Origin of the sequence: Niallia sp. 01092, from assembly GCF_052318935.1 — a bacterium.
Taxonomy (GTDB): Bacteria; Bacillota; Bacilli; order Bacillales; family Cytobacillaceae; genus Niallia.
Genome location: NZ_JBQRKO010000005.1, coordinates 133,193 through 152,347, shown reverse-complemented (window position 1 = coordinate 152,347; position 19,155 = coordinate 133,193). Strand labels below are relative to the sequence as shown.

Here is a 19,155-nt window from a genome sequence, read left to right as displayed (position 1 = left end):
TTGCTTATTTTATCATATATTAAAGAAAATCTGCCATCTAAGATGATTTTCAAAATATTTCGTCTTAATAAGAAAAACCGGGCAATAACTCGCCCGATTTTTCTTATTAGCTATTGTCCATTAATTTGCTTTATTGTCTGTTGTGTATTGCTTAAAGGTTTCAAGCACCTCTACATACTGGTCTTTTGTTTTAATCCGAATTCCTTTTTGTAAATTTTTTTGCTCGTTTGATTCTAATTTTTTTAAATCTATTTGAAAAAAAGATTGAATAATATGGGAGTATTCAGGTTTTCCATTATAAATAGTAAGAATCCCTTCATCTGAAATACCAAAATAACCGTTCGTTTTTAATAATGGAGAAATATCATCTACTTCCTTTGTAAATACGAGCTTGTTCTTTCCCATCTTTTCTATCTGCCATTTATCATATTTTGACAAGAAGTCTTTCATAGACCAAACCGTTTCCTCGAGAGACTCTTCACTTATTTCTCCATCCAAATAGATCCTTTTTAACACAACATCTATTCTTGTAGGATGCTCATCGCCTTCATGCATTTTGTTCGCATAACTTGGCTTATTTTCAAATGTCAAAAAAGAAGTTAATAAAAGGAAAAGAAAAACAGTTGAGATTAAAAGGAATCTGGTTTTCATCAATAACCACCTCTTTAGTTACTGGAAAAAACGAATACTACGTCTTTTCAAGACAAAATGAACTTAGTTTCTTTGAATTCAAGCTACTAATCATTTTGTTTCATTCGCTATTATTCTCACCATAATACTGTTTTTCATTCTAAAATTTTATGAACTTTGCATACAACAAAATATACGAATGAATTCTGCCACAAACTTTACGTGTTGTTAGCATGCGCCATCATTTCTTTTATTCCATCCTCCAACGTCATTTTTGGCTGCCAGTGTAAAAGATATTGTGCCTTTTTAATTGAAATTTGACTATTAGTAGGTTGATTTTTAGGTTGATAAAGCGGAGCAGCTATTAAATTGCTTTCTTTTTGAATAATTGCAGCCACCTCACAGAAGGAAGAAGATTTTCCTGATGCGATATTAATGATTTCATTATCCCCGCCTTCTAAACTTGCACAAATAGCCATAGCCGCATCTCTTTCATAAATAAAGTCTGTTTGCTTTTCTCCCTTCCATTTTATACTCGGTGTTTCTTTATTCATATATTGATTAATAGCTGATGCAATAATTTCTGGCTCTCCCTGATAAGCAGATAACGGTCCGTATATGGTAGAAAATCGTAAAATACTATAGGATAAGTCATATAAACGATGAAAATTTATTATGTATTGTTCTTCGATTTTTTTTGATAGCCCTGCAAATAAATGTGGCTGCAACAATGCTGTTTCTTCTAGCACTTGATCAGACTTTCCGTAAACAGCTACAGTGGAAGGGAAAATTATTTTTTTTACTTTTGTTTGTGCACAAGCCTCTAATACATGGATAGTTGCTGTAATATTTTCTTCTGAAGCATAAAAAGAATCTTTTACACTGTTAACAAGTAAAGGGTTTGTTTTTAAATGAATCACATATTCAATTTGTTCTTTCATGATAATTTTTATTAGAGAGTCTTGATCGATCACTGTTTGATAATACGTTACTATGGAAGAAAGAGAGGATACTTTGTTGCTGCTTACCTCATCTACTACGACTACTTCTATTTGTTTTTCTGCAAGTCCCTTTATCAATTCAGGACCAATACAACTGCTTGCACCACCAGTTATTAAAACCTTCACGATTTCCCCTCCACCACAAACTGTTCTTTATAACGAATATTCATTTTATTATAAAGTATTTAATTAGAGAAAAACAACTTTTATTTCTTTATAAAGAACAAAACATGCATCATAAGGATAGGAAATAAGAAAGCCAACATTTTTCAACAGCCTGAGAGCGAAGCAGAACTTCGCTCCCATATGATTATTTATTAACATCTGTTTCCACTTTCTCCAACATATCTTCGATGTTAGTAGAAATTGTTTTTTCTGGCTGACCTTCTCTAATTTTTTTATTAATTTCTTCAATCCCGGAAAAAATTCCTTGATCTGTTACAATGGAAACATTTTTATTGTTTATATATGGGTTAATTTCCTCTTTCGTTCTTCTTTCAGTTCTATCCATATTTTTTCGGTTATTTACCTGTAACGCAATTAGCACCTGATCTCCATAAACAAACGTATTAACATCTTGTACATTTTCCACTTTCGCTGCAGCTGCATCAATTTTTTGTGATAAGTCTATGTCATAGTTGATATCTTGATTTATTCGATTGTTATCCTGATTTTTGGAACGGTCATTGTTTACATTTCGAACAACTTGATCCCGCTGTTGTCCTTCTTCCCCGAAAGTATGGTCCATCATTTCGGTGAGTGGTCCATCATTATCTTCTCCGTCTAACACTCTGGCATTTCCACCATTCGTATCTTCATGATGTTCATTTGAATAATAACCGAGCGGTTTTGCATTATTTAATTCTTTGTTATTTGCCTCTTCATCCTGAATGCCACAACCAGTTAAACAAATCGAAAGACCAAAAAGAATAGAAGCAGCCTTTTTTATATTTTTCAAAATACCTTTGTCCCCCTTTGTATTTTTTAGGGCTTTATTTCGCCCTTTTTATTTTCTGTACAAAGGGAAACTTTCATCCTGTTAAGTATAGGCAGTTTTTCTTTTATGGAAATGCTGTGTTACAGCTAATTGTTGATTGGAGCGGAAATCAACACTGAAATTTAACAGAGACACCCATGCTAATAAAATTCGCACCATGGGGGATGAAAATAAGTAGTGTTCATTCAGCTGAAGATATAAGGAGTTAGAGCTAAAAATGATGTTGGTTTGGAGAAGCGTTCGCTCGACTCCTGCGGGATTAGCGAGACAGGCGAGACCCCGCAGGAGCAAAGCGACGAGGAGGCTCGGCGCTCGCCCCGCGGAAAGCGAGCGATAAGCTTCGGAAAACCCCTTTTAACAAAGCCATATTTCAGGGTAGCCTATGGAAAAGGAGCTGGAGCTACGTGATTTATTTGAAAATTTACTCTTTCTATGCGCAATATTTTGTTTTTTTCGAATGAATAGGGAGGAACAGTTGTCCACAAGAGTATTATTATTCCATTTTTTCTATTATTTTCATTATCTTATGAATAAATTTTTTTCTTTTTGTGAATTGATTTGACGTTAATTGAACGAGACGATGTAGTGTAAATTTATCTTTACAATTATTTTGTCTTATTAAACGATTCCATTCACGAAATAAATCTGTTGGATAAGCTAATGCAATTAAAAAAGCTTTATTTTTAACCAATGGCTGAAATACAGCCATTTTTTCTAATTGGTAAAAAGACCAATTAATTATTGGTAAAATTCGGTTCGCAAATTGTACATAATCGACACTTGTAGGTCCAATACTTATTAAATCGAAATCAATTAAATATAATAATTCATTTTGCCCTCGCAAAAAATTATGGTGAGCAACATCACCATGTAAAATGACCTTTTTCCCATTTTCAAAAAAATGTTTTTCCGTTTCTAAAGTTGCTAATGACCAATCTGCCCAATAAACAATCGTATTGATTACTTGCTCGTCTAAAAAATAACGAATAATCGGTACATTTCGTTTAAATTGAATACTTCTTTCCATCCATTTTTCGATCATTTGGTGTTTCGGAAGAATATGCTTATAGCTATCGACTAATTTTGCAGTAGTTTCGTAATACGTATTTAATAATGCTAGAGCTTCCTTTCTGTATACTTTGCTTTGATAAGAAAACGTTTGATCACTTGGCTGAATATATTCGATACAACCAAACAGCATTCGATCCAATATGAGCGGTTCTTCAGATAATAAATAAAAACGGTACGTTTGTGTAAACCCTTCTTTATGTAAGGAGTGTGTAAACGCTTCTTGTATTTTGAGTTTTTGATAGCTGCTATACCCTTTTAATATAAACAATACTTGATCTGTCTTGATTAAATACACATCGTCTCTAATTCTTGCTATTTCCTTTATTGAATAGGGAATTTGTTTTTGTAATAAAGAGAGGAGACGATAGAAGAAATAATCGTCCCCTTTGTTGTTAATTTCCATAGTCACTGCTTTCATCGTCATGGTATTGTGGCATTCCGAATGGAGTTCTTGCATCTACCCCATATGGATTTATTAATGGCGGCTGTGCAAAATTACCATGATACGGAGGCATATAAACTGGAGCAGTTCCACCCGGACCAAAAACAGGCGGTGCCATTTCTTGTTGATTTATATTGCCAAAAGAATCAGGTTGTAAATGACCATTTTGAATGTCATCATTTATTGCATATTCAGATGTTGGTGTGTTGCCAACAGATCCTGGTGGGTATGGATTCTGCAGCATCATTGGTGCATGTGGCCCCATTGGATTGTATACGCCTGGGAAAGGTGGTGCTGCTAGCATATCTGGTCTAAAACCTGGCTGCATCTGTGGAATTCCTCCTCCAAAGCTTTCTGGATATGGATAGCCTCCCATTCGCGGACTAAAACCTGGCTGCATCTGCGGCATTCCCCCTCCAAAGCTTTCCGGTTGTGGATAGCCTCCCATTTGCGGACTAAAGCCTGGCTGCATCTGCGGCATTCCCCCTCCAAAGCTTTCTGGTTGTGGATAGCCTCCCATTTGCGGACTAAAGCCCGGCTGCATCTGCGGCATTCCTCCTCCAAAGCTTTCTGGTTGTGGATAGCCTCCCATTTGCGGACTAACTCCTGGCTGCATCTGCGGTATCCCCCCTCCAAAGCTTTCCGGTTGTGGATAGCCTCCCATTTGCGGACTAACTCCTGGTTGCATCTGTGGCATTCCCCCTCCAAAGCTTTCCGGATATGGATATGCTCCCATTTGCGGACTAAAGCCTGCTTCAGGAGATGCATACCCGAGTTGTGGCATGGAAGGGCCACCACAGCCACAATCATCAGCTGCTGGAGGACTGCTATAAGGCATTTGCGTTGGTTGCATATGCATTTTTCCCATAAAATCAGAAGACGACTCCTGTTTATACTGTTTAGGAAGGACATGACCATGTTCGGCAGGCATTTGCCCGTATGCTACTAATGGCTGCTGATAATATTCTTTTGGTATATTACCTGTCTCATGATAGGTTGGCATTGCATAACCTTCTACTCCTTTATGGTGTGTGTGATACTGCATATGCGAAGAGGAAGAAGATTCATCTTTCCAATGTTGATAGTGTGTATGTTCTACACCTGGCAGTGTTTCATAATGTGTTGGCATTTGTTCTGCAGCACATGGATCCGGAGGACAAACTCCTGGTGGAAATCCAGATCCAGGCATCATCGGTGATACACAAATTGGTTGATATGGGATAATAGGTGGACAGACCTCTTGTTTAATTGGTGCTTCTTTTTTTACAATAGGTTTTGGCGGGGGCTGTGGTATTGTTTTTTCAATATCTATATCAACTACATCAACATCCACATTCGTCATATTCATAGAATAATAATTATTAATATCGATTTCAGGAATAATAGGTGTTGGCATTTTTGGAGTAAATGGTTTCTCCTTTGGCACCTCCTTAATTGGCATCTCTTTTTTTGGTACTTCTTTTATTGGCATTTCTTTTTTCGGTATTTCTTCCTTAATTGGCATTGTTTTCGGTTTTTCTTTTACAAAAGGATGTTCTGCTTTTGGCATTTCTTTTTTTGTTCCAGTAATAGGAGCTTCTTTTTTTATACTTCCTCCTGTTGTTGGAACTTTAATCTTCATTCCGGGCATAATCATATCTGGATTACTGAGCTGGGAATTTAACATCTTTAACTCTTCAAAGTTCACGCCATATTTTTTCGCGATTTCCCAAAGAGTATCCCCCTTCTGTACGATATGGATCTTCACTATAGATTCCCTCCTATGCATATGTCCATATAGTCTATGTTGTAAGGATAAAATTGTTATTGTTCTACACAAAAATCTATGCCGCTTTTCAAAAAATTATGTTCCACATATTTTAGGACCTTTATCATGGATTAAATAAAGAGATAACTCCTTCTTATTATTAGAATATAAAATTAGGCTGTTTTCTCAAAATTTGTTGTTTTTTACGTGAAAAAATGGGAGAAGAAGTCCTCAGCAGACAGAATACACGTAGACTCCTGTGGGAATGCGAGAAAGACGAGACTTAAGCAGAGCGCATGCGACGAGGAGGCTCGACGCTCGTCCACGGAAAGCGAAGTGTATTCAGGCTGCGAGTTTAAAAGCAACAATCTATACGAAAACAGCCTAAATTTATTAGCAACAATATGAAACCTTTTGATAAAATAGTACAAGTAGTGTTTTTTATTTTCCTATTATAGGATTAACTCATTAATAAGGATCGGGAGCACATAAAGATCGTTAACTTTCCTTCTGATACATTTATGTTCGCTTTTAAAGATGTTTTAAGATAATCAATTGAAAAAGGAGAGAAAATGGTATGACAGATTCAAAAAAACTTTTCGGTGAGGAAAGAAGAGCGTATATTCTCTCTTTATTACAAGATCATGCACGACCGTTTACAGGTACTGAACTCGCTAATCGTACAAAAGTGAGCAGACAAATTATTGTAGGGGATATTACTTTGCTCAAGGCAAAAAATGAACCAATTATCGCTACAAGTCAAGGATATTTATACTTGCAGCAATCCAAACCTGCTCTTTACGAAAAAATCGTCGCATGCAACCATGGTCCGGAAAGAACAGAAGAAGAGCTAAATTTATTAGTCGACAATGGTGTAACCGTAAAAGATGTGAAAATTGAACATCCTGTTTATGGTGATTTAACAGCCTCCATTCTTGTATCCAACCGAAAAGAAGTAAAGCAATTTATGAAAAAAATAAAGAATACTAATGCTGCTTATTTATCCCAATTGACAGAGGGCATTCACCTACATACAATAACTGCTTCTTCCATGGAAGCTTTGGATGAAGCAGAAGAAGCATTACGAGCGGCACATTTTTTAATGGAGGATCAATAAAAGGTTAAGGCTGCATCATAGCCTTAACCTTTTGTTTTACTTGATTGTATAAAAAGGATAACTTCCTAATATTTGAACTTTGCTGCCAATTGCTTCTAGTTCTCCAATAGCGCCAGGAATCAATACATCATCCATTTTTCTATCAAGATCAATGATAAAAAAGTAATTTCCCAGTCCTGTTTTCGTTGGTCTAGACTCAATTTTTACTAAATTAAGCTTTCTCCAAGCAAATGCAGATAGCACTTGATGCAAAGCTCCAAACCTGTCAGATGGCAATGTGACCATTAAACTTGTTTTATCCCCTTTATGTAAACAATATGGAGTGGAAAATTCTATCTCTTCTTTTGCAAGGATAAGGAAGCGAGTATGATTATTATCAAAATCATGAATATTTCTTTTTACTATCGTTAATCCGTATTCTTCTGCTGTCAGTTCATTTCCTATTGCAGCACCTTTTATTTCAGGATGCTCTTTAATAAATTGCGCTGCAGCTGCAGTAGAAGTTGTGTTTTCACATCGAATGCCATTCCATTCTGAATGAAGAAATTTATGACATTGTGCAATAGCATGGGAATGGCTATAAACAACCTCTATTTCCTTCCAATTCTCTTTATGTATCGGATGAACCATTAATTGCTGTTTGATTGGTACGGTTATTTCCCCTTTAATTGGGATATTCACTTCATGTATCAAATAATCTAATGTAATATTAACAGAACCTTCTAGTGTATTTTCAATAGGTACGAACGCAACATCTACCTTATTTTGCATGACAGCATCAAAACAATTTGGAATGGTTAAATAAGGGATGGCTTCTTCGTTTGGAAACATACTATTTACTGCTATATTTGTAAAGGTTGCTTTTGGTCCTAAATAACCTACTTTCACTTTTCTCTCCTCCACGTATTTCCACTCTTATTTATATTCTGAATCTTATAAGAAAAGCGCAAGCGCCTTGCTCAGCCCCGGAGAAAAATATTCTCTTGGCTCAAAAAGTGTTTTTTACTTTGGCTTTTTTCGTATAGATTGTTGTTATTTAACCCGCAGCCTGAATACACTTCGCTTTCCGCGGACGAGTGCCGAGCCTCCTCGTCGCTATGCTCCTGTGGGGTCTCGTCTTTCTCGCTTTTCCCGCAGGAGTCTACGTGTATTCAGGCTGCTCAGTGCTTCAACCATATATATTGCTTTATTCAAGGCTCTGTTAAATTTGTCTCTCGCCTGGAACGAAAATCAACATAGTGCCAAAATCAACAATGAGCTTTAACATAGCCTTTTATAAAAAAGAGACTGACAAAATAATAGGAATGAACGAACAGAAGAATTAGTAGATCATTTTTCTTCATCAATCTCTTCCATTATTTTATCATTCTCTATGTTAAACACATTAAGCCCCAGAGCTTAATACTTCTACTCTTTCTACAAACTCAAGCTCTCGCAGTCTTTCCAATAATGCATTAATGGATATTTCCATATCAGCAGTATTTAAAGAAAGCGTTACGTTTGCCCTGCCTTGCAAAGGGATTGTTTGATGAATCGTTAAAACATTACATCCTCCAGAAGCAACTACACCAAGCAATTTGGAAAGCGTTCCTGACCGATCTTCTATAAAAAAGAACAAAGTAATTAAACGTTCTTTTACAACGGTATGAAAGGGGAAAAGGGTGTCTCTGTATTTATAAAAAGCACTTCTACTTAAATCAACCTGCTGCACGGCATCAGCAACAGATTCCGCCTTTCCTCTTTCCAGCAATTCTTTTGCATCAAGTGTTTTTTTCATTGCTTCTGGAAGCACATCTTCTCGAACAAGGAAAAATTTCTGATCGAATTTATACTGTTTCATTTCCTCACCTCATAAGGATTATCCACATTAATCGATAAACTCGAATTCGTAATCCATTAGCTTGACAATATCTCCATCTTTTGCACCACGTTGTCTTAACTCCTCATCGACACCCATACCGCGCATTTGGCGGGCAAATCTGCGAACAGATTCATCACGAGAGAAATCCGTCATCTTAAAGAGCTTCTCGATTCCATCACCAGATAGAATAAAGCTTCCATCAGAATCTCTTGAAATATAAAATTCTCGTTCGTCTGCTTCATGTTTATAAAGAACGCGGTGAATTCCTGCTTCTTCTTCCACTTCTTCTAATGGGAATTCAGGAGTATGTTCTAATTTATCCGCAATAGCAAATAAAAGATCTCTTAACCCAGACCTAGTAAGGGCAGACACAGGGAAAATAGGATAATCTTCTGTTAACTGCTCTTTAAAGGTTTGCAAGTTCTCTTCTGCATCCGGCATGTCCATTTTGTTTGCAACAATGATTTGTGGACGTTCTAATAGGCGCATATTGTATTCTTGCAGCTCTTTATTAATGGTTACATAATCTTCATAAGGATCTCTTCCTTCAATTGCAGCCATGTCCACTACATGAACAATTACTCTTGTTCGTTCAATATGACGAAGAAATTGATGTCCTAAACCAACACCTGCATGGGCTCCTTCAATTAGCCCAGGCAAATCTGCCATCACAAAACTTCTGCCGTCTTCTGTTTCTACCATTCCTAAATTTGGCGCAATCGTTGTAAAGTGATAATCCGCAATTTTAGGTTTGGCAGCAGATACAACAGAAAGCAAAGTGGACTTTCCAACACTCGGAAATCCAACTAACCCTACATCCGCTAATACTTTTAATTCAAGCACGACTTCTCTTTCTTGTCCCGGCTCTCCATTTTCTGAAAGTTCTGGAGCTGGATTAGAAGGACTTGCAAATCTTGAATTTCCCCGTCCTCCTCTTCCGCCTCGGGCTATAACTGCTTGTTGACCGTGCTCAGTCAAATCTGCAATAACTTCCTTCGTTTCGGCATCAGACACAATCGTTCCAGGTGGTACTTTCACGATCATATCTTTCGAATTTTTTCCATGTTGATTTTTTGACATTCCGTGCTCCCCACGAGGCGCCTTAAAATGTCGTTGATAGCGGAAATCCATTAATGTACGTAACCCTTCTTCCACTTCAAATACTACATTCGCACCTTTTCCGCCATCGCCTCCAGCGGGACCACCCTTTGGTACATATTTTTCTCTACGGAAAGCAACCATTCCATTGCCACCGTCTCCACCTTTTACATAAATCTTGACCTGATCGACAAACATATCTTTTTTCCTCCTGTAAACGTCGAAAACATTCTTGTTTTCCGAAAACGATCCAAGCTATAGAAATGCATATTCTTCAACTTATTTCGTGTGATTTGAGTATACGAATAATTCTAGAGTTAACTCTTCTTCTGTTAACTCATAAAGCGTTACTTTTATAGTATCAGAAGTTTTTGATTTTAAAAAATGCTCGATAGATACTTTATCTTCTATTATTCCGCTAAAATCAAAATACAAACTAACGCCTTTCGATTGAGGATCAATCGATACAGACAAATGATTTTCTGCGTATGTTTTAATACAAGAATTTAACACTTCAAAAAATGTAACAGTCCAATCCGTAAGTGCTGCATCTTCTATAAATAGACACTTTTCTTCATTTAATACTTCATATTCTAATTGAAAGCAATTATTTTCCCAATTACATGTTAACAGCAATAATGCAAACTGAGGCATATGTAAATTAGAAAGCTTTGCCTCATGCTTCGCTTCCATTATAATCATTTCAATAATTTCCTTCACACGTTCCTCTTTATTTAATGCCAAATTACCCTTTATTAATTGTATCTTATTTAACCAATCATGACGTACATGTCTTAAGAAATCTATTGTATTCCAGTCTTTATTCATTTCTGTACTCCTACACGATTATTAAGTGTCAGAAGACGGCTTGAAATTAGTATAACAAAAAAGTAAACCTGGAGTAAAAATTATATACGAAAAAATGAAAAATTCCACCCAGCATAATAATGTGTGTTCAAAAAGGTAACAAATTAGAAGCAAGCCAACGAAGAGTTTCACAGTTTTAGTTTGGTGCCTTTTTGAACATCCTTTAATAGAAAATTCAACTCTTAGACAGAAAGAAGCTTAGCTTACTTGCTGTCTAAGAGTTGAAGGACAAACAATTATTTTGCTCTATACAAATTGATAGGCTGACTCAAAGTATGAGTCAGCCTATCATAAAAGCTTAAGCTTCTTGTGCTGCTGGGTATACGCTAACTTGTTTGCGATCACGACCAAGACGCTCAAATTTAACGATTCCGTCAACTTTTGCGTATAGTGTATCATCGCCACCACGACCAACGTTTACTCCTGGATAGATTTTTGTACCGCGTTGACGGTAAAGAATACTTCCACCAGTTACTAATTGACCATCTGCACGTTTAGCACCTAAACGTTTTGAAATAGAGTCGCGTCCGTTCTTTGTAGAACCTACCCCTTTTTTCGATGCAAAAAACTGAAGATCTAATCTTAACATTCGTTCCACCTCCTATTTAATTATAAGTGATAGCTACGTATTTTCCATAGTCCCTTTCAATCGTTTCGAATGAAACAATCATCCCTTCTAAAAGAAGCTGTATTTTTTGTCTGCTCTCATCCGCTATTTCTGTTGGAATCGTGCAGCTTAAAAATCCACCATCTTTTCCTTGCTTAATAATAGGGGTAATACCAGTAAGGGCAATAACAGCATTAATGGTTCCAATCGAAACAGCTGAAACTCCTGCACAAACAATATCTTTCCCTTTATTTGCAAATAAAGCATGACCGCTAATTGTAAACGAATCAATAAGACCACAATCTGTTTTGTTAATCGTAATATCGATCATCCAAAAACAACCTTACGCGTTGATTTTTTCAATAACAACTTTTGTGTACGGTTGACGATGACCTTGTTTTTTACGGTAATTTTTCTTCGCTTTATATTTGAAAACGATGATTTTCTTTTGACGGCCTTGTTTTTCAACTTTAGCTGTAACAGTAGCTCCATCAACAACTGGGCTTCCTACTTTTACATTTTCTCCGCCAACGAAAAGAACTTTGTCAAAAGTAACAGTCTCGCCTGCTTCTGCATTTAATTTCTCAATGTAGATAGCTTGACCTTCTTCAACTTTAATTTGCTTACCGCCAGTTTCAATAATTGCGTACATTAAACTGCACCTCCTTGTTAGACTAAGACTCGCCAATCACAGGCGTTTTGCAACCAGCAAAAACTTATCTACCTGTTCTGAGCGGTTGTAGAGCACGGGTGCTACAAACAACAGTAAAATACTATCATGATTCTTTCCTACTGTCAACAAGAACCTATCATGATTTTCCACACTCTTAACCTGTATAGATAATCGAATAATGCGGTTTAGCCATGCTGGAGGATTGAAATTCCAGCTTGATGCCTAAGATTTCTTCTAACCTTGACTTATGGATGTCTTTTGGACCAGAAAATACTTGGATCACATCAGCGGTGGCTTCAATTAAAATCCGTTCACAATCTGTGTACCGATACTCCCAGAGTTCTCTTTCTAATTGAAACGCCACACTTTCTGGGCTTAATACAAAACCTGTCCCATCACATACGGTGCATTTTGTATGCAGCACCTCTTTTAAAGCCTTTACTGTTTTCTTTCTCGTTAATTGCAGAATGCCAAGCGACGTAAACCCAAGCACTTTTGTCTGCCTGCTATCCTGTTGTAAAGCGTTTATCATTTCCTCTTGAATTTGCTTTTGATTAAACGCTGTCATATCAATAAAATCGACTAAAACAATCCCTGATATATCGCGGATTTTCAACTGTCTTGCCACTTCCTTAGCAGCAAGTTTATTTGTTTGAAAAACGGTATCTTCCAACCGATTTTTCCCAGAAAATTTACCTGTATTCACATCAATCATCGTTAACGCTTCTGTTTCATCTATAATGATATAAGCACCGTTCTCTAACCACACAATCCTTTTTAACGCTTTATCGATTTCTTTTTCAATACCATAATAAGAAAACATATCTTTATTATGCTGATAAAATTGGACTATTAAGTTAGGATATTTTCGAGCCCATTTTTTTGTATCTTCTAAGTCATCTACCATTACTTCTGCATCTTGCAGTTGGTCTAACACATTGATTAATTCTTTTTCAAAATCGTCCTTTTCTTTTAATACGGTGACCTTTTTTAGCATGGCCGCTTTATTTGCAACTTCCTGGAACTGTTCTCGCAAATGATCAAGTTCTAAAGTCAATTGTTCTTTTGTTAAGTTTGCTGCAGATGTTCGAAAAATAATACCTTCATTTTCTGTCGTCATCTCATTTCCTAATCCACGTAAAAAACGAGTTTTTTCTGCATCGCCTATTTTTTTACTAACAGCCGTATATCTGCCAAAGGGCATATACACGATATTTTCCCCAGAAAACTCCAAAATACCTGTTAGTTTCGGTCCCTTAGTACCAGAAGCATCTTTTACAACTTGTACTAGCACACGTTCTCCCTGCTTAACGAAGGAAGAAATGCTGATATTTTTCTTCTGTTCTATATTCCGGTTATCGCAAGCATAGGAGGCAATTTTTTCTTTCGATAAATAGCCGCCTTTTCCTTCGCCAATTTCTACAAAAGCAGCATTCATGCCCGGAACTACTTTAGTCACTTGTCCTAAATAAATATTGCCAACCGATGATACTTGCTGCGGCTGCTGAACATACAACCGCTCCAGCCTATTTTCTTTTATATAAACAAAACGTTTTTCTGTTGTTTTTACATTAATTAGTACTTTATCCAACTAGTTCACCCTTTATCTTCCACGATAATATCTTCATACACGATATTATAATAAATTTATCAAAAGGGAAACTTTCTTTTAGGATCATCTTAAATATATTGAATTTTTCTTCAAACAACACTTTTCCAAAAAAAATTATACTGGATATATTAAATCCCCTATCTTCACCGAAACTAATTTATCGGTAAAATAGGCGTGAAGCACTTCATTTTCATCCAGCATTCTTTTGTCTTTTTCTTTTGAAGTAATAATAATCGGGTGCTTGCAGCCTCGATGGAAATGTTGTAATACTTGAAAAATCTTTTCCCCTTCATCTACCTCAATCGGTTTTAATTGCCTTAACTCAATTGCATTGCCATAATATCGTTCTAATAAAAAGCGGATAAAGATGTATTTGCTTTGCTTCCACTCAAAATAAAGGGAAAAAGCTAAAAAACATATAATGATCCATGCATTTAGATTCGTTGGCATTATACTCACTACTAGGAGAATAAATAAACAAACGCAAATTAACGAGAAGACTAAAGATAATTTTTGAGCAACTGGAAAGGATTTTTTTAATGATAAATAAAGAAAAACGAATTTCCCACCGTCCAACGGCCATATAGGTAGCAAATTGAACAGTAGAATCATCGTGTTATATTGCCAAAATGCTTCATAAAGAGAAAGAGAAAGAAATCCATTTATATGAAGCAAATAAGCAACAGCAAACATCCAAATATGCTGCAACGGACCTGCGATCAGCACAATCGCTTCTTCTTTAAGAGGGCGGTTTCCGTGTTCATCCATCTCTGCAACACCACCGAATGGCAATAAAGCAATCCGTTTGATCCTCCAAGAAAAAAAGGATGCTGCCATTCCATGTCCTAATTCATGTATCGTAATAATCAATAAAAGTAAACATAATTCATAAAAATGAGCAGTCATGACCCCAATCGCAATGACAACCCATAATAATGGATGGATATATAAATATCGAAAAACACGAACATATTTATTCAAAATCAATCACCTGAATTGGATCGATAAAATCATTGCCTTTTTTTATGGCAAAGTAGAATAATCCCAACGAATCATTATGTTCATAACTGGACGCAACTCCCACTTTGTCACCTTGTTTTAACGTATCGTATATTTTTACATCTATCTCTTTTAAATTTCCATACCAAGATTCACTTTTATCACTATGCTGAATAACCACGGTGTTTCCAAATCCTTCTTTCTCACCTGCAAAAACAACCGTTCCTTCATTCATTGCCTGAACAGTTGTATCACTTCCTGTTTCAATCGCAACCCTTTGTCCATTTTCTTTAAAGTCTTCTAATATTTTTCCAGAAGCAGAAAGAGCGTATTGTTGTAAGTGATTCGTTTCGTTATTGGATTTTCCATCCATATCACTCGGTAAAAAAGCAAGCGGTTTGCCAAATTGGTTTTCATACCATTTAGAAACGCCTGCAAAGTTAAATTCTTGATTCATCGCTTGCCTGATTGCGTTTTCAGCGGGAGCAAATGTCTCAGACTGTTGTTTTGTGATGATAGCAACAGCCAAAAATAGGATGGCTGCACCTAAAATTTTCAAAAGAAATAATTCTTTGCGAAAAAGCGGATGGACATGATGCCTGTCATCATCATACGGCTCATTATTACGAGGAAAAGAGGAATTGTCTTCATCCGTCCATACTATTCGACTATCCACATTTTTTTCCATTCTGGATTGTTCTCGTTTCCTTTTTTCAATTCTTTTCCGAATATCATCTATTCTAGAACTCATTACACACCCCTCCCTTACGGTTCGTTCTTGGTTGGTACAAGTTTATGAATGTGGTGGAAAGAGTATGACAAATTGGTAAGAAAAATAGAATTTTTAGTAAAGAAATAATTTTTGCAAAGAAAAAACGATTTCCATAAAGGAAACCGTTTTTTCTATCCGTTCACTATTTCGCGCCAAAAAACATTTTTATTTTCGCAAATACGCCTTTAGATTCTTCTTCTAAATGCTGCAGTGGAACAGATTCTCCAAGTATTCTGCGGGCAATATTTCGGTATGCGATCGATGATTTGCTGTTTGGATTAAGAGCAATTGGCTCTCCATTGTTAGATGCGCGAATAACTTCATCGTCGTCCGCAACAATTCCTAATAAATCAATCGACAAATGAGTAGTTACTTCGTCAATATCCAACATATCTCCGTTTTTCACCATATGGTTGCGAATACGGTTAATTACAAGCAGAGGCGGGGCAACATTTTCTTCTTTTTCCAATAAACCGATTACTCTGTCAGCATCTCTTACGGAAGATACTTCCGGAGTAGTAACTACAATTGCTTTATCTGCACCTGCCACTGCATTTTTATATCCTTGTTCAATCCCAGCAGGACAATCAATAATAATATAATCATAGTCCTGCTTTAATTTCATTACCAATTCTTTCATTTGGGTAGGATGAACGGCTGTTTTATCACTCGTTTGAGCTGCAGGCAATAAGTATAATAGATCATCAAAACGTTTATCTTTTACAAGGGCTTGATGTATTTTGCATCGTTCTTCAACTACATCTACTAGGTCGTAAATAATTCTATTCTCAAGTCCCATTACGACATCTAGATTTCTAAGACCAATATCTGTGTCTATTAAACATACTTTTTTCCCTTGTAAGGCAAGTGCAGTTCCAATATTTGCAGTAGTTGTTGTTTTGCCAACTCCGCCTTTGCCAGATGTTACAACGATTGCTTCTCCCATCCTAAATTCCCCCTTCCAATTTTGTTAAATTTGGCCTTAAATGTGTCAAAACTTGTAATCTATCAATTAAAATCACGCTATTATCGACATAAGCACATTCCATTTCACGCTTCTCATCATCAGGATAATGATCTGGTGCTCTATTAATTAAACTGCTGATTCGCAGCTGAGTAGGCCTCATTACAGAAGCAGCAACAATGGCTTGATCATTTCCATTGTAGCCTGCATGAGCAATCCCTTTTAACTGCCCCATAATAAATATATTTCCACCAGCAATTACCTTTCCGCCAGGATTAACATCTCCAATTAATAATAAATCTCCTGGCACCTCTAATATTTGACCAGAACGGACAATGCTGGTAACAGAAACTAGTTCCTTTTCACTTGCCCATTTTTCCGCCTCTTGCTTTGTGACAATATTGCTGTTGATTGCATGAACAGAAAGGTTTTTTTTCGCTTGTATGACGGTTGCAATTTCTTCTTGTTGATCTTCAGATAAGTATCTATTGCCGAGTTCCACATTTACCTTAATATCTGGCCGATCCTCCTGAATAGTTAAACTTTCACTCAGCTTTGCATCTAACTCTTGTTTCAGTTCTTCAAATGAACAATTATCATTCAGATGAAGACTTAAGCCATTTTTTGTTCCTTTAATTGTTACTAACTGCTTTTTATTCATTTCAAGATGTTCACCTCTGCTAGGAAAAAGGAATGCATTTCTCAAATATTTTATTTGTTGTACTTATTCCAAACGTTAAAACCTGCTGTATGACACAAGTGTTTTCACAACAAATATAAAGTTTGAAATATATCTTTTATCCATCTATTATTTGATTAATCACAATGATTAAAAATATAAAATGATTCATCATTACATTCGACAAAACTTTTGTAAAATCCTCTCTATATAAAACGACATTTACTTTTTAAATCATTGAATTAACTCTACGTATGTAAACGTTATAAGAAAAGCGCAGGCGCCTTGCTCAGCCCCGAAGAAAAATGTTCTCTTGACTCAAAAAGTGTTTTTTACTTTTAGAGGCAAGAGGTTATCTTTCACAGGGGCTAGGCGCCCGAGCTAGACACTAAACTACGTTCGAAATTTTATACTTTCTTATCTTACTAGAAAACCCCTTTTCTGTGGAAAAGGGGACGGAGCTGCACATATTGGAACAGCATCCGTATCATTAAGTTGCTTTTTCTTTCTGTTTTCCTAGAAAGTGAAAAGGTTTAGCTTCGTTCACGCCACCTTAAATGAAAGGGTTATTTGTTGCCACATTTTTATGCACCTATACTATTTTCCTAGCAGTTTGCTGCTACTCTCTTCTTTCAGCAGCATATTTTTCAAAACAACGTTTAATAGGGTGAGCTACAATAATAAGAAAAGCAGTATTCAATATTAATGTTGGGATCAGACGCAAATGAATAAAACTATTAAAATCCATGCTTGTACGATGAATAATCAAAATCATCTCATACACGACTATTTCTAATAAGCTCATTCCAATCAATGATACGACAGAAACCACTACAATATTAGGATGAAAAACCTTCATGATTTTACTGCAAACATATACAATAAAAGGAAAGATAAAAAAATAAATGCCTAAAATTTCTGTATATACAATATCAAATAATAACCCAAAAGCAAATGCATAAACAATCCCGATATTCCGACTGCCGTATATGGAAAGAAACAGGATTGTTAAAATAAGAAAATGTGGAATTAATATTCGATTACTATGAAAAAGCTCTGCTGGAAGCAGCTCTACAAAAATGCTTTCTAATATGAACATTAATGCTAATAAGCCACCTACTACATACTTTCTCATAAACCGTCCTCTTCCTTCACCTGCTGCATTAGTCTTTTCACAATCATAAGATGCTCAATATCATAAAAATCAGCAGCTGGTTCTAAATAGGCTTTTTTCGTTAATCCATCTTCATCCGGTTCAACCTTTACTACTTTTCCTATCAGCAGACCTTTTGGAAACACTCCACCCAGTCCGGAAGTAGTAACCAATTGACCTTTACCTACCTTTGCTTTATTCGGCTCTTCTGTCCATTGCATGATAAGCTGTTTAGACTCTTTATCATAATCTACAATCAATCCAAAAATACTGCTCAATTTTTTCTTTTTATCTTCTTGAATGACTGCAGAGATGCGATTTGTCGGATCTTCCGAATTTAGCAGCTGAACAGTTGCCGTACCAGAACTGACAGATTTCACTTTTCCAATTAATCCTTCAGCAGTAATAATAGGCATATTTTTTTCTACTCCGTTGCTTGTCCCTTTATTAATGGTTAACAGCTCATTCCAGCCATCAGGATTCCTTCTAATAACGGTCGCTTTCATCAATTCGTAATCACTTAAACTTTCTTTTTCTTTTAGTATTGCGTTTAGCTTGTCATTTTCTTTTTGCAAGTCTTGCACTTGCGCTTCAAGCATTCCTAAGTTTTGCACTTTAGACTTTAACACTTTATTTTCTTCATATGTATTTTGCAAATCACGGACATTTTCAATAAGGCCTGCAACATAATGTGTAGGTCTTGATACTAGGGTTTGCACCCAGCCGGTTGTATCTTTAATGAATTGCTCCGGCCAGGTAAGCTTATCACGGCTTTTAATCGAAAACCCTATTAATGCCACGAGAATAATAATACTGACGAGCAAAATAATCAATCTTTTATTCATAAAAAACTGTGGCATACTTC

The 19,155-nt window shown here is 36.2% G+C and carries 20 protein-coding genes and 1 other annotated feature; of the genes, 1 reads left to right on the top strand and 19 read right to left on the bottom strand.

The window, feature by feature from the left end:
• Window positions 1-120: 120 nt before the first annotated feature.
• From ACTXGU_RS06855 to safA, 5 genes are all read right to left on the bottom strand, one after another.
• On the bottom strand, window positions 121-651 hold the full coding sequence (locus ACTXGU_RS06855; RefSeq protein WP_443480750.1) for a BofC C-terminal domain-containing protein: 531 nt from the start codon (window positions 649-651) through the stop codon (window positions 121-123).
• A 197-nt stretch (window positions 652-848) separates the two neighbouring features.
• The gene (locus ACTXGU_RS06850) at window positions 849-1,757 is read right to left on the bottom strand and encodes an NAD-dependent epimerase/dehydratase family protein (RefSeq protein ID WP_443480749.1); all 909 of its coding nucleotides are present in this window, start codon (window positions 1,755-1,757) and stop codon (window positions 849-851) included.
• Between the two features lie 184 nt (window positions 1,758-1,941).
• Window positions 1,942-2,589, bottom strand: coding sequence for a YhcN/YlaJ family sporulation lipoprotein (locus tag ACTXGU_RS06845; RefSeq protein ID WP_443480748.1), 648 nt, complete (start codon window positions 2,587-2,589; stop codon window positions 1,942-1,944).
• A 532-nt stretch (window positions 2,590-3,121) separates the two neighbouring features.
• Window positions 3,122-4,123 (bottom strand): phosphotransferase, encoded by a 1,002-nt coding sequence (locus tag ACTXGU_RS06840; RefSeq protein WP_443480747.1) that lies wholly within the window; start codon window positions 4,121-4,123, stop codon window positions 3,122-3,124.
• Window positions 4,092-5,888 (bottom strand): SafA/ExsA family spore coat assembly protein, encoded by a 1,797-nt coding sequence (gene safA / locus ACTXGU_RS06835; RefSeq protein ID WP_443480746.1) that lies wholly within the window; start codon window positions 5,886-5,888, stop codon window positions 4,092-4,094. Before safA ends, ACTXGU_RS06840 begins: the two co-directional genes overlap by 32 nt.
• A gap of 577 nt (window positions 5,889-6,465) precedes the next feature.
• On the opposite strand from safA, the gene ACTXGU_RS06830 reads away from it, so the two are divergent.
• Entirely contained in the window at window positions 6,466-7,005 is a 540-nt protein-coding gene (locus tag ACTXGU_RS06830) for a transcription repressor NadR (RefSeq protein WP_443480745.1), read from the top strand.
• 36 nt (window positions 7,006-7,041) lie between these two features.
• Here the strand turns inward: ACTXGU_RS06830 and pheA are convergent, their stop codons facing one another.
• The 14 genes from pheA to mreC all read right to left on the bottom strand — a co-directional run bounded on the left by pheA (window position 7,042) and on the right by mreC (window position 19,150).
• The gene (pheA, locus tag ACTXGU_RS06825) at window positions 7,042-7,893 is read right to left on the bottom strand and encodes a prephenate dehydratase (RefSeq protein ID WP_443480744.1); all 852 of its coding nucleotides are present in this window, start codon (window positions 7,891-7,893) and stop codon (window positions 7,042-7,044) included.
• Window positions 7,894-8,389: 496 nt separating this feature from the next.
• Window positions 8,390-8,845, bottom strand: coding sequence for an ACT domain-containing protein (locus tag ACTXGU_RS06820; RefSeq protein WP_443480743.1), 456 nt, complete (start codon window positions 8,843-8,845; stop codon window positions 8,390-8,392).
• A 27-nt stretch (window positions 8,846-8,872) separates the two neighbouring features.
• On the bottom strand, window positions 8,873-10,162 hold the full coding sequence (obgE, locus tag ACTXGU_RS06815) for a GTPase ObgE (protein ID WP_443480742.1): 1,290 nt from the start codon (window positions 10,160-10,162) through the stop codon (window positions 8,873-8,875).
• 81 nt (window positions 10,163-10,243) lie between these two features.
• A complete protein-coding gene (locus ACTXGU_RS06810; protein ID WP_443480741.1) occupies window positions 10,244-10,792 on the bottom strand; it encodes a Spo0B C-terminal domain-containing protein in 549 nt (182 codons plus the stop codon).
• A gap of 337 nt (window positions 10,793-11,129) precedes the next feature.
• A complete protein-coding gene (gene rpmA, locus ACTXGU_RS06805) occupies window positions 11,130-11,420 on the bottom strand; it encodes a 50S ribosomal protein L27 (RefSeq protein ID WP_443480740.1) in 291 nt (96 codons plus the stop codon).
• Between the two features lie 16 nt (window positions 11,421-11,436).
• Window positions 11,437-11,769, bottom strand: coding sequence for a ribosomal-processing cysteine protease Prp (locus ACTXGU_RS06800; protein ID WP_443480739.1), 333 nt, complete (start codon window positions 11,767-11,769; stop codon window positions 11,437-11,439).
• 12 nt (window positions 11,770-11,781) lie between these two features.
• Window positions 11,782-12,090, bottom strand: a complete 309-nt coding sequence (gene rplU, locus ACTXGU_RS06795) for a 50S ribosomal protein L21 (protein WP_443480738.1) — start codon at window positions 12,088-12,090, stop codon at window positions 11,782-11,784.
• A 15-nt stretch (window positions 12,091-12,105) separates the two neighbouring features.
• Window positions 12,106-12,187, bottom strand: a sequence feature (ribosomal protein L21 leader region).
• A 78-nt stretch (window positions 12,188-12,265) separates the two neighbouring features.
• On the bottom strand, window positions 12,266-13,702 hold the full coding sequence (locus ACTXGU_RS06790) for an Rne/Rng family ribonuclease (RefSeq protein WP_443480737.1): 1,437 nt from the start codon (window positions 13,700-13,702) through the stop codon (window positions 12,266-12,268).
• Window positions 13,703-13,837: 135 nt separating this feature from the next.
• Window positions 13,838-14,704 carry a site-2 protease family protein gene (locus ACTXGU_RS06785; RefSeq protein WP_443480736.1) on the bottom strand — a complete coding sequence of 289 codons (867 nt, stop codon included), beginning with the start codon at window positions 14,702-14,704 and terminating at the stop codon, window positions 13,838-13,840.
• Window positions 14,697-15,473 (bottom strand): peptidoglycan DD-metalloendopeptidase family protein, encoded by a 777-nt coding sequence (locus ACTXGU_RS06780; RefSeq protein ID WP_443480735.1) that lies wholly within the window; start codon window positions 15,471-15,473, stop codon window positions 14,697-14,699. The genes ACTXGU_RS06785 and ACTXGU_RS06780 overlap by 8 nt, the downstream gene beginning before the upstream one ends.
• Before the next feature lie 163 nt (window positions 15,474-15,636).
• Entirely contained in the window at window positions 15,637-16,440 is an 804-nt protein-coding gene (gene minD / locus ACTXGU_RS06775; RefSeq protein WP_443480734.1) for a septum site-determining protein MinD, read from the bottom strand.
• Window position 16,441: 1 nt separating this feature from the next.
• Window positions 16,442-17,119: a septum site-determining protein MinC gene (gene minC / locus ACTXGU_RS06770; RefSeq protein WP_443480733.1), complete on the bottom strand. Its 678-nt coding sequence runs from the start codon at window positions 17,117-17,119 to the stop codon at window positions 16,442-16,444.
• Between the two features lie 637 nt (window positions 17,120-17,756).
• On the bottom strand, window positions 17,757-18,272 hold the full coding sequence (gene mreD / locus ACTXGU_RS06765) for a rod shape-determining protein MreD (protein WP_443480732.1): 516 nt from the start codon (window positions 18,270-18,272) through the stop codon (window positions 17,757-17,759).
• The gene (gene mreC / locus ACTXGU_RS06760; RefSeq protein ID WP_443480731.1) at window positions 18,269-19,150 is read right to left on the bottom strand and encodes a rod shape-determining protein MreC; all 882 of its coding nucleotides are present in this window, start codon (window positions 19,148-19,150) and stop codon (window positions 18,269-18,271) included. The genes mreD and mreC overlap by 4 nt, the downstream gene beginning before the upstream one ends.
• Window positions 19,151-19,155: the final 5 nt, after the last annotated feature.

Coding starts and splice junctions, on each gene's coding strand:
- ACTXGU_RS06855 (WP_443480750.1), bottom strand. CDS start 651: ATGAAAACCAGATTCCTTTTAATCTCAACTGTTTTTCTTTTCCTTTTA.
- ACTXGU_RS06840 (WP_443480747.1), bottom strand. CDS start 4,123: ATGACGATGAAAGCAGTGACTATGGAAATTAACAACAAAGGGGACGAT.
- ACTXGU_RS06830 (WP_443480745.1), top strand. CDS start 6,466: ATGACAGATTCAAAAAAACTTTTCGGTGAGGAAAGAAGAGCGTATATT.
- ACTXGU_RS06820 (WP_443480743.1), bottom strand. CDS start 8,845: ATGAAACAGTATAAATTCGATCAGAAATTTTTCCTTGTTCGAGAAGAT.
- obgE (WP_443480742.1), bottom strand. CDS start 10,162: ATGTTTGTCGATCAGGTCAAGATTTATGTAAAAGGTGGAGACGGTGGC.
- ACTXGU_RS06810 (WP_443480741.1), bottom strand. CDS start 10,792: ATGAATAAAGACTGGAATACAATAGATTTCTTAAGACATGTACGTCAT.
- rpmA (WP_443480740.1), bottom strand. CDS start 11,420: ATGTTAAGATTAGATCTTCAGTTTTTTGCATCGAAAAAAGGGGTAGGT.
- ACTXGU_RS06800 (WP_443480739.1), bottom strand. CDS start 11,769: ATGATCGATATTACGATTAACAAAACAGATTGTGGTCTTATTGATTCG.
- rplU (WP_443480738.1), bottom strand. CDS start 12,090: ATGTACGCAATTATTGAAACTGGCGGTAAGCAAATTAAAGTTGAAGAA.
- ACTXGU_RS06780 (WP_443480735.1), bottom strand. CDS start 15,473: ATGAGTTCTAGAATAGATGATATTCGGAAAAGAATTGAAAAAAGGAAA.
- minD (WP_443480734.1), bottom strand. CDS start 16,440: ATGGGAGAAGCAATCGTTGTAACATCTGGCAAAGGCGGAGTTGGCAAA.
- minC (WP_443480733.1), bottom strand. CDS start 17,119: ATGAATAAAAAGCAGTTAGTAACAATTAAAGGAACAAAAAATGGCTTA.
- mreD (WP_443480732.1), bottom strand. CDS start 18,272: ATGAGAAAGTATGTAGTAGGTGGCTTATTAGCATTAATGTTCATATTA.
- mreC (WP_443480731.1), bottom strand. CDS start 19,150: ATGCCACAGTTTTTTATGAATAAAAGATTGATTATTTTGCTCGTCAGT.